At 40.9% G+C, this 16,801-nt stretch carries 14 protein-coding genes and 1 tRNA gene; 11 read left to right on the top strand and 4 right to left on the bottom strand.

The window, feature by feature from the left end; all coding sequences use genetic code 11:
* The first annotated feature begins 38 nt into the window (after positions 1-38).
* Complete coding sequence (locus AC1XUE_RS02820; protein ID WP_483354410.1) at positions 39-515, top strand: deoxycytidylate deaminase; 477 nt, start codon at positions 39-41, stop codon at positions 513-515.
* Between the two features lie 72 nt (positions 516-587).
* On the opposite strand, the gene AC1XUE_RS02815 is transcribed toward AC1XUE_RS02820, so the two are convergent.
* Positions 588-1,100 (bottom strand): FKBP-type peptidyl-prolyl cis-trans isomerase, encoded by a 513-nt coding sequence (locus AC1XUE_RS02815; protein ID WP_483354409.1) that lies wholly within the window; start codon positions 1,098-1,100, stop codon positions 588-590.
* A gap of 108 nt (positions 1,101-1,208) precedes the next feature.
* On the opposite strand from AC1XUE_RS02815, the gene AC1XUE_RS02810 reads away from it, so the two are divergent.
* Positions 1,209-1,829, top strand: coding sequence for an acyl carrier protein phosphodiesterase (locus AC1XUE_RS02810; RefSeq protein WP_483354408.1), 621 nt, complete (start codon positions 1,209-1,211; stop codon positions 1,827-1,829).
* Positions 1,830-1,834: 5 nt separating this feature from the next.
* On the top strand, positions 1,835-2,854 hold the full coding sequence (holA, locus tag AC1XUE_RS02805; protein WP_483354407.1) for a DNA polymerase III subunit delta: 1,020 nt from the start codon (positions 1,835-1,837) through the stop codon (positions 2,852-2,854).
* Positions 2,855-2,908: 54 nt separating this feature from the next.
* Here holA and AC1XUE_RS02800 read toward each other — a convergent pair whose 3' ends face one another.
* Both AC1XUE_RS02800 and AC1XUE_RS02795 read right to left on the bottom strand, forming a co-directional pair.
* Positions 2,909-4,684 (bottom strand): ABC transporter ATP-binding protein, encoded by a 1,776-nt coding sequence (locus AC1XUE_RS02800; RefSeq protein ID WP_483354406.1) that lies wholly within the window; start codon positions 4,682-4,684, stop codon positions 2,909-2,911.
* A 110-nt stretch (positions 4,685-4,794) separates the two neighbouring features.
* Positions 4,795-4,868 (bottom strand) — tRNA-Met (locus tag AC1XUE_RS02795).
* A gap of 197 nt (positions 4,869-5,065) precedes the next feature.
* On the opposite strand from AC1XUE_RS02795, the gene AC1XUE_RS02790 reads away from it, so the two are divergent.
* The 6 genes from AC1XUE_RS02790 to menD all read left to right on the top strand — a co-directional run bounded on the left by AC1XUE_RS02790 (position 5,066) and on the right by menD (position 12,275).
* A complete protein-coding gene (locus AC1XUE_RS02790) occupies positions 5,066-5,458 on the top strand; it encodes an START-like domain-containing protein (protein ID WP_483354405.1) in 393 nt (130 codons plus the stop codon).
* A complete protein-coding gene (locus AC1XUE_RS02785; protein WP_483354404.1) occupies positions 5,458-6,942 on the top strand; it encodes an LptF/LptG family permease in 1,485 nt (494 codons plus the stop codon). The genes AC1XUE_RS02790 and AC1XUE_RS02785 overlap by 1 nt, the downstream gene beginning before the upstream one ends.
* Before the next feature lie 106 nt (positions 6,943-7,048).
* The gene (rpsO, locus tag AC1XUE_RS02780; RefSeq protein ID WP_115828675.1) at positions 7,049-7,324 is read left to right on the top strand and encodes a 30S ribosomal protein S15; all 276 of its coding nucleotides are present in this window, start codon (positions 7,049-7,051) and stop codon (positions 7,322-7,324) included.
* Between the two features lie 110 nt (positions 7,325-7,434).
* Positions 7,435-9,570, top strand: a complete 2,136-nt coding sequence (locus AC1XUE_RS02775) for a polyribonucleotide nucleotidyltransferase (protein ID WP_483354403.1) — start codon at positions 7,435-7,437, stop codon at positions 9,568-9,570.
* A gap of 68 nt (positions 9,571-9,638) precedes the next feature.
* Entirely contained in the window at positions 9,639-10,502 is an 864-nt protein-coding gene (locus AC1XUE_RS02770) for a sigma-70 family RNA polymerase sigma factor (protein ID WP_115828673.1), read from the top strand.
* Positions 10,503-10,565: 63 nt separating this feature from the next.
* Positions 10,566-12,275, top strand: a complete 1,710-nt coding sequence (menD, locus tag AC1XUE_RS02765) for a 2-succinyl-5-enolpyruvyl-6-hydroxy-3-cyclohexene-1-carboxylic-acid synthase (protein WP_483354402.1) — start codon at positions 10,566-10,568, stop codon at positions 12,273-12,275.
* Between the two features lie 7 nt (positions 12,276-12,282).
* Here menD and AC1XUE_RS02760 read toward each other — a convergent pair whose 3' ends face one another.
* A complete protein-coding gene (locus tag AC1XUE_RS02760) occupies positions 12,283-13,263 on the bottom strand; it encodes a tetratricopeptide repeat protein (RefSeq protein WP_483354401.1) in 981 nt (326 codons plus the stop codon).
* A gap of 95 nt (positions 13,264-13,358) precedes the next feature.
* Between AC1XUE_RS02760 and AC1XUE_RS02755 the strand changes: the two genes are divergently transcribed.
* Complete coding sequence (locus AC1XUE_RS02755; RefSeq protein ID WP_483354400.1) at positions 13,359-13,610, top strand: hypothetical protein; 252 nt, start codon at positions 13,359-13,361, stop codon at positions 13,608-13,610.
* A gap of 168 nt (positions 13,611-13,778) precedes the next feature.
* Positions 13,779-16,790, top strand: coding sequence for a tetratricopeptide repeat protein (locus AC1XUE_RS02750; RefSeq protein ID WP_483354399.1), 3,012 nt, complete (start codon positions 13,779-13,781; stop codon positions 16,788-16,790).
* Positions 16,791-16,801: the final 11 nt, after the last annotated feature.

Raw genomic sequence — 16,801 nt, 5'->3', positions numbered from 1 at the left:
TTTCTAAGTTTGCAATCCAATTCAAGTTCATAACCGCAATGACATTACCTACAACGAATTTAAAGCCGGAATTTGATGATATTTTCATGGAGTTGGCAAAAAATCTTGCGCAACGTTCTCACTGTATCAAGGCACAGGTTGGAGCGGTACTTACAAAAGATACAAGAATAATATCGATAGGTTACAATGGCCCCCCTGCAGGCACACATAATTGCGACGAGGAATTTCCGGAAACAGGTTGCCCTCGTGATGCAAAAGGAAGCTGTTCACTTGCCTTACATGCTGAACAGAATGCTATTTTGTTCGCGGTAAAAAATGGTTCCAATATAGAAGGTTCCACACTGTTTGTCACCTTGGCACCTTGTATTGCTTGCGCCAGAGTAATTTATACAATGAAGATTAAGAAAGTAATTTTTCTGAATTCCTATGCGGCATACAAGGGTATAGCAGTAGAGGAAGGGGTAGAGTTTCTTAAACGCTTCGGGGTAGAAGTAGAGCAGTATAAGCCTTTATGAATTAAGAGTTAAGAATGAAGAATTGACGACTACAGTTAATTCTTCATTCTTAATTTATAACCCTTAGTTTTCTCAGTGATGCACACCGCCTTCTCCATGTACGTGGCCATGGCTGATTTCTTCTGCTGTGGCAGGGCGGATAGATAAAATCTGTCCTTCAAAGTGCATTTCCTTTCCCGCCAGTGGGTGATTGAAGTTCATAACTACCACATCTTCCTTCACTTCCACTACCTGACCATGCATACGCTCACCATCTTCATTGGTCATTGGAATCAGATTACCTACTTGTAGAAGTTCATCCTGGTTGACGTCTTCCATCTCAAATACTTGTTTTGGCAGCTCCACGACAGCTTCCTCATCATATTCGCCGTAACCCTCTTCTGGCTCAACCGTGAAATCGAATGTATCGCCGGCAACAAGTCCGTCAATCTGGTTTTCGAATCCTTCGGGAAGGCCGCTGATACCTTGTATAAAATACATTGGATCCTCCTCCGTTACTACTTCTACTACATCCATTTCTCCATCTGTATCCGGAATACGTAGGCTATATGTTATGGCTATGACGTTATTTTTTTCGACTTTCATTTGCTTGTATGATTAAAATATCGATAGTTGTAAAATAATTGTTCCCGGTGGCTGGCAGTAGCCAGTGTAGCAGCAAACGTACAGCTATTTTATTAAAATTTTAGTTAAATGAACTTTTTAGCACACTTATTATTGTCGGGAAGCAGGGAAGGAATTGTCATGGGAAATTTTGTCGGAGACTTTGTAAAAGGACTTCTCACGCAAGAAAAAACCACTAATTGGAATCCGGAATATGTAACAGGACTACGGCTACATCGCTATATAGATTCCTTTACTGACACGCATCCGGTAGTTCGTGAAGCGCGAAAAAAAATAGCTGAAAAGCACGGCCGCCTATCCGGAATTATCGTTGATATGTACTTTGATTATTTTTTAGCCAAGTTTTTTACGGACTTTTGTAATGAAACACTATGGGAATATGCGCATCGGATGTATGGTTTGATTGAAGAAAATGAATATCTCATTCCGGAACAAATGATTCCTATGGCCAAGGCAATGATTCGTCAGGATTGGCTGAATAGCTACGCATCACTGGAAGGTATAGATTTGACATTCAGTCGTATGTCGAGGCGTGCAGGTTTTATGATCCCAATCCGGAATGCGGTGGATGAACTAAGGTTGAACGAATTATTTTACCAGGAAAAATTCGAACACTTTTTTCCTGAATTGAAACACGCATCCGAAAGTTTCATTGCTGAACAGAATCAATTTAATAACAAGAATAATTAGGATCCATGGCTCAAGCGCCTGATGTTGCTTTAAAAGAAATAAAAAGTAAGAAGTATAAGCCGCTCTATTTCCTTTATGGAGATGAGCCATTTTTTATTGATAGCATTGCCGAGGAACTGGAGAAGCGTATTGTAGCAGAATCAGAGAAGGGTTTCAATCAGTTTGTGTTATATGGAAAAGATACTGATGTAGCAGGTGTATTGAGTTACGCCAGAAGATTTCCATTTATGGCCGAACGACAGTTGGTTTTGGTAAAAGATGCAAATAAGCTGGGCGGAATTGAGCAGAAGGAACAGCAAGCCAGGCTGGAGGAGTATGCGTCGAACCCATTGACCAGCACAGTACTCGTGTTGTGTTTTCATAGTAATGCGGATGAGCGGAAATCGTATATCAAAGCATTCAACACGCATGGTTTGGTGGTTCAGTCTAAGAAGATGTATGATAATAAACTGCCCGAATGGGTGGCTTCGTTTTGTCAATCGGAAGGCGTGAAGATCAGTCCGAAGGCAATCCAGATGATTGTAGACAATATTGGTAATGATCTGAAACGATTGACAAACGAGATCAGGAAAATCATGGTCAACCTACAACCCGAACAGGGTATAGATGCAGAGGCTGTGGAGCGGTTTATTGGGATTAGTAAGGAGTATAACGTATTCGAATTTCAGAAGGCACTGGCCAATAGGGATGCATTAAAGGCAAACCGCATTGCGACTTATTTCTCAGCAAACTCCAGGGACAATCCGTTGGCTCCGATTCTAATCATCTTGTATAATTTTTATGCTAAAGTGCTGTTAACGCATGCAAGTAAAGACAAATCAGAAAAGGGTCTTGCAGCAGAGTTGGGGGTAAATCCCTTTTTTGTCAAAGATTATAACCATGCTGCACGAAATTATCCTATTGCCAAGGCTGCGAATGTAATTAAATATCTGCGTGAGGCGGACGCCAGGATGAAAGGTTTGGACGGAGTAGCAATTCCGGAATCAGAATTATTAAAAGAGCTTGTTTTTAAAATTATACATTAGCAGTAAATGTCCTATCCGTGGGAGTTGGCTCCCATACGGATAGGACATTGTATATTATACACCCACTGCTTCAATTTTGCGTTCACCGATCTGCTGGCGCCACATCGCGTAGTACAAGCCTTTTTCACCAAGTAGGAATGAATGGCTGCCAGTTTCAACAATTCGTCCTTTTTCAAGCACATATATACGATCTGCGTGCATAATCGTTGAAAGTCTGTGCGCGATCATCACAGTAATATGCTGGCGCTGATCGGTGATAGTACGTATCGTATTGGATATCTCTTCCTCTGTGAGTGAATCCAGTGCAGAAGTAGCTTCATCAAAAATCATCAGATTAGGATTTCTCAGCAGTGCACGTGCAATGGACAAACGTTGTCTTTCTCCGCCTGATAGTTTCAATCCACCTTCTCCAATTACTGTTTCTATGCCATTTTCCGCACGACCCAGTAGATTATAACAAGCTGCTTTATAAAGTACATCATTAATCAGTTCATCAGACGCTTCGGGATTTACAAACAGAAGATTCTCCTTGATGGTGCCAGAAAATAGTTGCGTATCCTGAGTAACGAAGCCTATCTTATGTCTCATTTCATCGAAGTCGATTAAGTTACCATCCAGGTTGTTATAGAATAAGGTCCCATTAATAGGATGATATAGGCCAACAAGCAATTTCACCAGCGTTGTTTTACCAGATCCGGACGGCCCGACAAAGGCAATGGTTTCTCCCTTTTTAACGGTAAATGAAATGTCTTCCAGCGCCGGTTTGGTTGCCGACTGATGTTGAAAATGAACGTGATCGAATTTCAGCTCATTGATTTCGTGAATGATCTGTGGGTTAACGGGCTTTCTTTCTACCGGACGTGCCAGGAGCGTCTGTAGATTACCCAAAGAGGCTTCTGCTTCCCTATACGAAAGAATTACATTACCTAGTTCTTGCAGAGGTCCGAAGATGAAAAAAGAATAGAACTGCATCATCATCATTTGTCCAACGGTAATCTGTTCATGAAAGACGTAGAACAGCAATGCAAACATGATGCACTGTTGAAGGAAGTTCACAAAAGTCCCCTGAATGAAACTGATAGACCTGATACTTTTAACCTTCTTGAGTTCCAGTTTAAGGATTTTAAATGTGGTTGTGTTCAGTCTTGAAATCTCCTGTGAAGTCAATCCTAAGCTTTTAATCAATTCAATATTACGAAGCGATTCGGTAGTTGAGCCGGCCAGCGCGGTTGTTTGTTTAACGATGTTCTTTTGTATACTTTTTATTTTCTTGCTTAGAATGCCGGTTAATACAGCGAGTACCACGGATCCTATCAGATAAATAACCGGTAACATGGGACTAAGTTTGAAAGCTACGATCACTACAAACACGATTCCTACCAACGTTGCGAAAAGGACGTTAACGAAGCTGGTGATGAATTTTTCGCAGTCAGCTCTTACTTTTTGTAGTACGGACAGGGTTTCTCCGCTTCTCTGGTCTTCAAAATCCTGAAAGGGCAGGCGCAAAGCATGTTTCAGTCCGTCCGTGTAAAGACTGGCACCGAATTTCTGAATCACGACGTTCACTACATAATCCTGAAATGCTTTGGCGATCCGGGAAACCATGGCCGTACCGATCAGCAATAGCAAACCAATAGATACACCTTTAAAATACGCATTATCCAGGCCGCTGTCCCGGAATTCCTTTGCCTTATTGGCAAAAGGATCTATCAGATAGTTACCTAAAATGTATGGGCTTAATAGAGAGAATATCTGATTCACTGCGGCCAGTAGAAGGGCCAGCAGAATAAGCAATTTATAATTGCCTAAATAGCGTAATAATAGTTTCATGATGTGGTGAGTTTGGGAGAGTAGATAAAGACTCGTCCTGAGGGTAAACTAAAAGAAGGGTAATAAAATTCTGTATCAAAAGAAAAAGGCACCCGTTGAGGTGCCTTTTGTAGCGGGGAGCAGAATCGAACTGCCGACCTTAGGGTTATGAATCCTACGCTCTAACCATCTGAGCTACCCCGCCGTAATCGTGGTGCAAAAGTATGTTAAATAATTTTAATGTACAATTGATTTTGCGAAATAAACGTTAAAAAAAATAATTGAAGAAAAACCGACGCCAACTATAATGCTTTATATAGTTGAATTATGCTATATTACAACTTTTAAATCCGTGTATAAGGCGTATGCTGGTTCTTGCTAACCCTATTTCTTTTTGAAAGTATGGAAAAGTTTAAATTTGTAACTGAGTATGAATTGAGATCATCTCCTAAAGTATTGTTTCCTTATATATCCACGCCTTCCGGGTTAGAACAATGGTATGCTGAGAAGGTGACTGTTTTACCTGATCACCGGTTTGATTTTCAATGGGATGGTGAAAGTCATATTGTCAGACAAACCGGGCTCCGTATCAATAAAGCGGTAAAATTTGAATTTGAGCATACCAGTGACGATGATCTTGATAATGATCATGTGGAACTTAAACTGGAAGTTAGTGAGTTGACCCAAACAACGTTTCTTCGAGTAGTAGATTATTCGAAAAATAAGGATGAGGCGGAACTTGCTTCACTTTGGGACGGCTTTTTAGACAATCTTAGAGAAATAGTAGGGAGTTGATGAAAAAGCTTGATAAGCTTATTTTTATGTCCTTTTGGGGACCTTTTATAATTACAATGTCTGTGGTGGTCTTCGTTTTTTTGATGAGGATCATGATCTTTTATATCGACGATTTCGTTTCGAAGGATCTGGGACTTATAGATTACGGACAGCTGTTTTTTTATTTTAGCCTGATCACTGTTCCGACCGCGTTGCCTTTGGCAATGCTGCTGTCTTCACTGATGGCTTTCGGTAACTTGGGCGAATTCTTTGAACTTACGGCTATCAAGAGTGCAGGGATATCCATTGTGCGTGCGATGGCGCCATTATTTATCATTGCAGTTGGAATCAGTATATTTTCATTTTTCTTTAATGACAGGGTTTCGCCCTGGGCGAATCTGAAAGGTTACAGTTTGCTGTATGACATAAAAACAGCGAAAGCAACACTTAAGATCAAGGATGGTATTTTTTACAATGATTTGCCCGGATACAGTATTAAGGTAGATAAAAAGGAGGACAATGGTAAGCTAGTTGGAATGGTAATATATAAACACTCCAACAGATCCTATGAGATCGGTAATACCGAAATTATTCTTGCGGACTCGGGGCGCATGTATTCTATTAACGAGAACCGATATTTGGTGATTGAGCTTTACAATGGTACACACTATACAGAAGTTGTGAATTCCGGGACGTCAGGGTCATATATTTCTTCGCCTTCCACATCTGTTATACACAACTTTCAGCGTGATGCCTTTAAACACTATAAGTTGACAGAGAGTCTGTCTTCTTTTGGAATGAAACGAACAGATGAGGGGCAGTTCAAGTATCACGAATTTATGAAAAACATCGGCGATTTAACAAAGACTGCAGATTCGCTCAGAAAAGCTTACGATCAAACCAAAAAAGACCTCGTTCCCAATAGTCAGCAATACTACACGTATAACTATAGAAGCAATACTGACAAAACACTTAAGCCTGGGAAGTGGATTGACTCTCTTCTGACAGTTCCGGTAAGTGATAGTTTAAAAAAGGATATTTTGACAACAGCCAAAAATGCTTCCGGAAGTATGTTAAGCTATGCTAACTCTCAGGCGGATTATTTGCAGACTCGGCTGAAAGACGCCAACAAATACGAACTGGAAAAGCATCACAAATATACACAGGCGTTATCCTGTCTGATTATGTTTTTGATCGGGGCGCCTCTGGGGGCTATTATCAAAAAAGGAGGGTTTGGTGTGCCGGTGCTTATCTCAATCATATTTTTTATTCTCCTGTATGTACTTACCAATCAGGGAGACAAATGGGTAAAAGAGGGTATATTGGCGGTTCCGGTCGGGGCATGGCTGGCAAATACCATCCTGTTGTTTACAGGACTTTACTTTGTCGACAGGGCCAGAAGCGATTCCCGGTTGTTTGAGAAGGATGTATATGTTATCTTTTTCAAAAGAATTAAAGATAAATGGATAAGTAGATTTAGAAAAATGAATCTTATACCATCATAGTCAAGATATATTTTCATTTCAAAGAAAAAATTAGTAATTTTGCAACCTTATTTGCAGCAGGGTGCTGTGAATTATATATTAAAAAATTTAATCTGTCGTTACAATCATGTATTTAACCGCGGAAAAGAAGAGAGAGATCTTCGAATCTAAGGGATTCAAGAAAGAAGGTGCTGACACCGGTTCTGCTGAATCACAAATCGCACTTTTCACGTACCGTATCAATTATTTGAACGAGCACTTGAAAACGCACAAAAAAGACAATGATACCAGACTAGGCTTGCTTAAGATGGTAGGAAAGCGTAGAAGATTGTTAGACTATCTTTTCAAAAACGACATTAACCGCTATCGTGCGATTATTGCCGAGTTGAACATACGTAAGTAATTATCGATCAGGGAACTTCTACAAAGATAGTTCCCTGATTTCTTTGCAGGAATTTCATCAAAAGTAACTTTCTGGACGGCGTTCAGCGGTTTTCAAATAACACATATTTTATGCTATTTAATATAGTTAACAAAACTATAACTCTGCCGGATGGTAGAGAAATCACAATTGAAACAGGGAAATTAGCGAAACAAGCGGATGGTTCTGTAGTAGTTCGTATGGGAAATACGATGTTACTTGCTACCGTTGTTGCTAATAAAGATATAAAGGAAGGACTGGATTTTTTACCGCTATCGGTTGATTATCAGGAAAAATTCGCTTCTGCAGGTAGAATCCCTGGTAGCTTCATGCGACGTGAAGGCAAGCTTTCGGATCATGAGGTATTGGTGAGCCGCCTGGTTGACCGTGTATTGCGCCCATTGTTCCCGGATGATTTCCATGCTGAAACACAGGTAAACATTGTTCTTATGTCGGCAGATACAGAAGCATTGCCTGATGCACTTGCTGCACTTGCCGCTTCTGCCGCACTCGCTGCTTCTGATATTCCTTTCGGAGGACCTGTTTCAGAGGTACGTGTTGCAAAAATTGATGGTGAGTTTGTAATCAATCCAGGTTCTGCGGCACTCGAAAGAGCGACACTTGAATTGATGGTAGGAGCAACCTACGATGATATTGCAATGGTTGAAGGAGAAATGGAAGAGGCTACCGAAGAAGAGGTAATCGAAGCATTGAGGCTGGCACATGAGGTGATTAAGCAGCAGTGCCTTGCCCTGAAAGAATTTGAAGCAGCAGTTGGTAAGACAGAAAAGAGAGCATACATAGGTGATGAGCAGGATGAAGAACTGGAAGCGAGAGTAAGAGCTTTTACTTATGACAAAGTTTATGCTGTTACACAACTTGGATCTCAGAATAAAAATGTTCGTAAAGACGGTTTCAAGGCTGTATGGACAGAATTCGTTGAAAGTATCGGTGAAGAGGAAGAAGTAAACGGAGCATTGGCGAAACGTTATTTCAATGATATCGTTTGGGAAGCATCGCGCCGTTTGGTATTGGACGAAAGAAAGCGTCTGGATGGTCGTAAGTTGGATGAAGTTCGCCCTATCGCTTCGGAAGTTGACTTTTTACCGAATGCACATGGATCGGCCCTTTTTACAAGAGGTGAAACTCAATCGTTGACTACTGTCACATTGGGAACCAAAAATGATGAGCAGATCATCGATACTCCATTAAAATACGGATATAGCAAATTCTTGCTACACTATAATTTTCCCGGATTTTCAACTGGAGAAGTGAAACCTAACCGCGGACCTGGTCGCAGAGAAGTAGGACACGGAAATCTGGCACTACGTGCTTTGAAAAAAGTGCTTCCTGCTGTGGAAGATAATCCATATACAATTCGTATCGTTTCTGATATTCTGGAATCTAACGGTTCGTCATCTATGGCGACAGTATGTGCTGGTTCACTTGCATTGATGGATTCAGGTTTGAAAATTAAAGCCCCTGTATCCGGTATTGCAATGGGATTGATCTCTGATGAAAAAACAGGTCAATATGCTGTTTTGTCTGATATTCTTGGAGATGAAGATCACCTTGGCGATATGGACTTCAAAGTAACCGGAACTGAAAAAGGTATCACTGCCTGTCAGATGGATATGAAAGTGAAAGGTCTTTCTTTTGAAGTTTTGACAGAAGCATTGCTTCAGGCAAAAGCCGGCAGATTGCATATTCTGGGTGAAATGAATAAAACAATCACAGAAAGTCGCGCAGAGCTGAAACCTCACACGCCTCGTGCCGTCATAATAAAGATTGACCGCGAGATGATTGGTGCGGTAATCGGGCCGGGTGGTAAAGTTGTTCAGGATATTCAGAAAGAATCGGGTGCTACTGTTTCTATTGAAGAAAAGGATGGTGCTGGTTTTGTAAGTATATTCTCTGCTGATAAGACTTCAATGGATAAAGCAGTTTCACGAATTAAAGGAATCATTCTTGTACCGGAAATCGGTGAGATCTATAGTGGAAAAGTGAAATCAATCATGCCATTCGGAGCTTTTGTAGAGTTCCTTCCTGGTAAAGATGGCCTTCTGCATATTTCTGAAATCAAATGGGAAAGACTCGAAACAATGGATGGTGTACTTGAAGTTGGCGAGGAAGTTCAGGTTAAACTTGTTGAAGTGGATAAGAAAACAGGAAAGTATCGTTTGTCAAGAAAAGCTTTACTTCCTAAACCAGAGAACAAAAACGCATAAAACGGTGTTTTTCTAAACGAGGGCATTGCATGATGCCGTTATTTATACATATTAATATAAGAATGTAGATGAGACAGCTAAAGATCAGTAAGCAAATTACCAACCGAGAAAGTCAGTCATTAGATAAGTATTTGCAAGAAATCGGTAAGGTTGATTTGTTAACGCCGGATGAGGAAGTGACGTTAGCTCAAAAAATACGAGATGGTGATCAGTTCGCACTGGAAAGACTGACAAAGGCGAACCTTCGTTTCGTTGTTTCGGTTGCGAAACAATATCAAAACCAGGGGCTTTCATTGGGTGACCTTATTAATGAAGGAAACCTGGGTCTGATCAAGGCAGCGCAGCGATTTGATGAAACCAGAGGTTTTAAATTTATTTCCTATGCGGTATGGTGGATTCGTCAGTCTATACTTCAGGCATTGGCTGAGCAGTCACGTATTGTTCGTCTTCCACTCAACCGTGTTGGATCTTTGAATAAAATCTCGAAGACTTTCTCCGAGCTTGAACAAAAATTTGAGCGTGAGCCTTCTCCTGAGGAGTTAGCAGAGGTGCTGGAGATATCTTCTTCTGAGGTTGTTGATACAATGAAAATTTCAGGTCGTCACGTATCTATGGATGCACCTTTTGTTCAGGGTGAGGAAAACAGTCTATTAGACGTTTTAGAAAATGACCTTGAAGACAAGCCTGATAGCGGCCTTGTAAACGAATCTTTGAGAAAAGAAGTGCAAAGAGCACTTTGTACACTGACTCAGAGAGAGGCTGACGTAATTGCACTTTACTTTGGATTAAACGGAGAGCATGCTATGACGTTGGAAGAGATTGGTGAAAAATTCAATCTTACCCGTGAGCGTGTTCGTCAGATCAAGGAAAAGGCAATCAGAAGACTGCGTCATGTTTCAAGAAGCAAAGCTTTAAAAACTTATTTAGGATAATATCCAAAATAATTATTGAATAATGAAATAGCCTCGAAAGAGGCTATTTTTGTATCAACCAAGATGGCAATACTTCAACCATTAATTGATTTTGCGGCTGTTAGTTATCTGCATGGAGTTCGTCATGTAGTACTTTCTCCCGGCTCCCGTAGTGCAGCACTTACGCTGTCTTTTTCGCGTCATGGTGGCTTTCAGATACACCCGGTTATAGATGAACGCTCAGCAGGTTTTATCGCGCTGGGGATGGCACAACAGCTTGGCAAACCTGTTGTTTTAATATGTACGTCAGGAAGTGCAGGATATAACTTCGCACCTGCTGTTTCAGAGGCATTTTTTCAGCAAATACCTCTTATTATCCTCACTGCAGACAGGCCGCGGGAATGGACACATCAGTTTGACGGACAGACGATCTATCAATCTGAATTATATGGCAAGCACGTAAAAAAGTTCTTTGAACTTCCCTCAGATTACAGTCACCCTGATTCCATATGGGCTATTAACCGGACAGCAAATGAAGCGGTTAATCTGGCATCACAAGCGCCATATGGGCCTGTACATATAAATGTGCCTGTAAGAGAGCCATTTTATCCAACAGAAGGGGAGGTATTAGCACCTTCACCATCGATCAGGTTAATTCAACAAACTCCTATTGATCGTCGGTTACATCAGAGTCAATGGAACGAGCTGCTTGATGAATGGGAGGATTCTGGAAGAATACTGATTGCAGGAGGGCAACACGTTCATTCTATATTGCTTAACGAATCTTTGTCGCAACTGACAAATGATTTGCAAGTTCCTGTCCTGGCCGATAGCATAGCAAATCTGTCAGGCAATGAGTCGTTTATATCTCACCATGACCTTATACTTTCCGGCGAAAATAACCCTGATCTGGCGCCTGATTTGCTAATTACATACGGATTATCATTCGTATCCAAAGAGCTTAAAACATTTCTGAGAAGAAATCCAGCTATAAAACACTGGCACATCGGCCATGACGGAGTATGGGCGGATCCATTACAATCGGTGACAAGACAAATTGCCGTCGGGCCCGATTATTTTTTCTCTCAATTATTTGAAAAAATTGACTATCAATTATTTACAGAAAATGCTGAGCCTGAGAATGATGCTGGGTTCTTGGACAAATGGTTAAAAAAGGAATATGAAGTAAGGCGTAGAAGTCAGGAGTTTCTGAACAACCTGACCACATTGGTTGATCTATCAGCCATTAATGCTGTATTGTCACAGTTGATGGAAGGGGAGCAATTGCATATTGGTAATAGTATGCCTATCCGTTATGTAAATGCTCTTGGAATGCCAGATTCTGTCAAGGCATTCTGTAACAGAGGAACAAGTGGCATAGACGGGTCGCTCAGTACTGCGATAGGTGCCGCACTGACGAATACCTGCCCGACTACGCTGATCATCGGTGATGTTTCATTTCTCTATGACCGCAACGGTTTGTTGGCCAATTCACTGCCACAAAATTTGAAAATCGTGGTTGTCAATAATGGGGGTGGAAATATATTCCGAATGATAGATGGCCCGGCCAGGCAGCCCGAACTGGAAGAATACTTCGAAACCCGACATCCACATACAGCTCGAAGAACTGCAGAAGATGCCGGTATTACTTATTTTTCTGTCAGTAGGATCGAAGACCTGGCTACTGAGCTGGACGACTTTCGAAGGTGTCAGCAAATATGCTTGTTGGAAATATTTACAAATCCGGAAGAGAACCGGAATGTATGGAAGCAATTCAAGCAATTACTGATCTAAGTGGTCATTATTTGCAATGTAATTTCAGTTCTGAAATAGCCAGATGATCTTTCAGAACCGATCCTTGCTTCCATATTTTACAAGCATTTGCCAAGTCTCCTTTTTTTAAATATGCCTGGCCTGTAAGTCCATAAAGTTCTTCTACGGGCTCTGCTATTTCAATGGCCTTATTGTATTCTGTCAGCGCCCTGTCGGTATCGCCCGACTTCATATAATAAATACCCATGTTGCGAAACGCATATCCATTTGCCGGCATAATATCCAGCGATCTGTCTATTAGTTTTACAGCTTCATCTAAACGACCCAACTGCAGCAGGGTGTAACCTTTATTATTTAGTGCCAGTGCATTGGCGGGGTTCAGATGCAAAATCTGATCAAACAAATCCAGTGCTTCCTCTTGTTTACCCTGATGAATGGCGATAAGCCCCAAATTGTTAAGAGCTTCTATTTGTGAGGGGCGTATAGCGAGCGCTTTGCGAAAGTCGCGCTGAGCTGATTCATAATTCCCCTGATTGTAATATAAAGCTCCACGGTTAACAAGTGCTTCTGCATTATTGCCATCTAACAAAATTGCTTTTTCGTAATCGGTTACGGCTAAGGCGAGATCGCCTCTAGCTTGAAACATATCACCCCGAATCAGATAATAGCGGGTGGAATCCTTGAAGTCTTTTTCAATCAGTTTCAAATCTGCGTCAGCTTCCATGGTTTTACCAATGATAAGTGCAACTTCCGATCGGACGAGATTTGCCTGTGTAAGAGTCGGATCAATTCGTATTGCTTCTGTCAAAACCTCATAAGCTTCGACGGATTGATTCATCTTCATTAGACAGATACCCTTATTCATAAATGCATCAGCAAAGTCAGGATTTTTATTAATTGCTTCGTCATACAGTCGCAGCGCTTCGGTATAATTTTTTTGTTGGAAGGCATGATTGGCTTTAAGAAAAAAATCGGCTGCGTCCTTTTTTTTCTGGTTGCCACATCCCATTGAAATTAATGCTAAAAAAATTAGTAAACATCTGTAAGAAAATTGGAAAGTCATTAGAGTAGTTAATTGATTACTTTTGAGAAAAAATATGTTCAATGAGATATATTAAAGACGTACCCAGTAAAGACTTTAAGATTGGTATATACCAATGGAACAATAAGTACATTATCAAAGTGGAAACCGGAATGTTCGAGCAAACTTACAAAATCGATCAATATGAGGTAGAAAGTGTTGAAGAAATTGAGAAATGTATTGATGAACCATTTCTAAATGCAATAGCAAATACGTTTGACAGCATGGCAGGGCAGTTTCAAGCCACATTGTTCAGAAATGAAGTGATTTTTTAAAACTAATATATGATAAAAACTACCTCCGTACACTGCGTATACGGTTTTGCGGAGGTTTTCGTTAGATACCTGTCCAGTTCTGAAATCAGGGTATTTTATATATAGTACATGGAAGCTTATATGTCGAAAAACAAGAATAAAATACAACAATCCATCAAATCAACCCCTATGCTTCTGAAACATAGCACTTATTCCTTTGGGTTATACCTGGCTTTTGGTGCTTCCGCTGCCGTTGCTCAGAGTACACTTGGAATTACCGAGCCTGACGCACACTTTCGCAATGGCCTTGAATATTATGAAAAATCCAACTTTGTCGCAGCCAGACAAGAGTTTGGAGAGTATCTTAGTTCAGAAGATAAGCTGCTCAGCACAGGCGATTACAACAAAGTTACGGCGGAATATTATATCGCTGTAACCGGCCTTTACTTGAATTATCCTGAGGCAGAAGTACAGGTCGATCGTTTTGTGAAAAATCATAGAGAACATCCCAAAGCCCAGCAGATCTATGGTGACCTTGGAAAATACTATTATGAGGGCGGAGAGTATGAAAAAGCCATAACATACCTTGGTAAGGCTGTGGATCTGCCGGGAAACAATGCTAAAAAGACGGAGAATATCTATCAGCTTGCTATGTCGTATTATAATACGAAGCAGCCTGATGCCGCTCTTCCCTTGTTTAATCAGATCAAGACGGATGCTTCATTTGCGAATGCAGGAGATGCATCTTTCTATGCCGGAGTGATAAACTATCAGAAAAATAATTTCGACGAAGCATATCTGGATTTTGCTCGTGTTGAAAACCACCCGTATTATAAAAATGAGGTACCAAACTGGATTATCTCTTCTTTGTATCAGCAAAAGAAGTACGATCAGCTGCTACAGTACGGTGAAAAGATATTAGCGCAACAAAGAGGTAATACTAAACTGGATGATGTTGCCTTGTATGTGGCTGAAGTCCATTATGAAAAAGGAGATTACGCTGCTGCAGTGAAAGCATACGAGCGCTACAACAAGATGAAGTCCGGAGTTATACCTCCTGCCATAGCCTTGCACTATGGGCATTCACTCTTCCGTAGTAATAATTATGAAGGTACCATACAAGTGTTGAAGAATGCTGGATCAGGCAAAGATTCTGTATCGCAGTACGCATCTTATTTGTTGGGAATCAGTTACTTAAAGACTAATAATTCAACCTTTGCTTTAACGTCCCTGGGTAATGCCGCAAAGCTTGACTTCAACAATGTTGTAAAGGAAGAGGCTTCTTACAACCATGCTAAGATCCAATTAGAGACGGGGAATAACAATGAAGCAATTAAAGAGTTTAATGCTTTCATGACGCAATTCCCACAAAGCAAACATATCGAAGAAGCTACGGAGTTAGTAGCAGAAGGATATTCAGGTGCTAACAATAATGTGGCCGCTATCAGGTACATTGAGAGTCTTACTAAACGAAATGCTAAAATAAATGGTACTTATCAGCGTCTGACATATAATCAAGGTGTATTGGAATTTAACCAACAGCGGTTTGATGCAGCTTTGACGCTGTTCGATAAGTCCTTGAAATTTCCAATCGATGAGGAAGTCTATAATGCAGCCAGCTTTTACAAAGCGGAGTCGGTATATGGTTTGAAAAGAACGGATGAGGCAGTTACACTGTATAACCAGGTTGCTAAAAATCCTAAGGCTGGAATTTATGCTCGTAAAAGTCTGTATGCATTAGGATATGTGTATTACAATCAGAAGAAATACAGCCAGGCATTAGGCTATTTTAAAGATTTCGTCACGAACCTGAACGGAATCGATGCACAAATCATTGAAGATGCGCATGCGCGCTTAGCGGACTGCTATCTGGCGGCAAAAAATTACGATGAAGCTATCCGTACCTATGAAAAGGTGGCCACCAATGGAAAATCGGATAAGGATTACGCAACCTATCAGAAAGCAAGAGCCTATGTGTATATGAACCGTGAGGCTGAAGCGCGCCGTCAGTTTGAATTGTTGATCAGTTCATTCCCGCAATCTCGTTATCTGGACGACGCTTACTTCCAGATTGCAGATATTGATTTTAAGAATCAAAGTTATTCGGCTGCTGTGAAAGGCTTCACCCGTATGATTAATGAGAAACCCAAAAGTGTATTGATTCCAGCCGCCTTACTTCGCAGGGCGCAGTCTTACTATAATCTGCAGGTATATGAACAGGCGATCGTCGATTTCAAAAAAATATTAACAGAGTTTTCCGATTCTCAATCAGCGAGCAGCGCACTGGAAGGTATACAGGAATCTTATTCCGCTGTTGGACGACCTGAAGAGTTTACGCAGGTTTTGGGCGTTGTTCGGAAGAACAATCCCGGAAACGAAAAACTAGAGGAGGTTGAATTCGATAACGTTCGCAATCTTTACTATGCTGAGAAATATGATAATGCCAAAAAGTCTCTGCTGGAGTTTCTAAATACTTATCCGACAAGTAAGCATCAGTATGATGCACGTTATTTTATTGGATCCTCATACGATAAAACCGGGGATGTGGTAGAGGCTCTTAAATACTTCAGCAAGGTAGTTCAGGAGAACAGATCCACTTTCGTGGCAGCAGCAGCACAACGTTCTGCAGAACTGGAAATTGGAAGAGGTAATCACAATAATGCAATTACTAATTTCCGTATTCTGCTTAGAAATGCAGAAAGCAAAAAAGAACAGGCTCAGGCATGGATCGGTTTAATGGATAATTACTATACATTGAAGAGTTACGACTCTACTTTGTACTATGCCCGGGAGGTGATTACGGCCGGAAATATTATTCCGGGTGGTTTAGGGAAAGCACAATTGTATTTGGGAAAGGTGCCCTATGATAAAGGCGACATGACCAAAGCGGCCGAGGAATTTAAGAAAATAGCAGCTACGTCCAAAGATGAATATGGAGCGGAGGCAAGCTACTGGAATGCAGTGATCCTGCACAAGACTAAGAAATATAAGGAAGCAGAAGCTGCAATTATTGAAATGGCAAAAAATTTCGAGGGCTATGACTACTGGCGGGTACGCTCGTTCATTCTGTTGGCAGAAGTATATGTTGGCCTTAATGAAATGGGACAAGCAAAAGCAACTCTTAACTCTATCATCGATAATTCTGACGATGAAGATGCTGTTAAACTAGCCAAGGAAAAGTTGGCTCAGATTTCGAAATAGACCATTAACCC

The organism is Dyadobacter sp. HNCC25DJ187, assembly GCF_056895255.1.
This window is presented reverse-complemented; position numbering and strand designations above follow the sequence as displayed.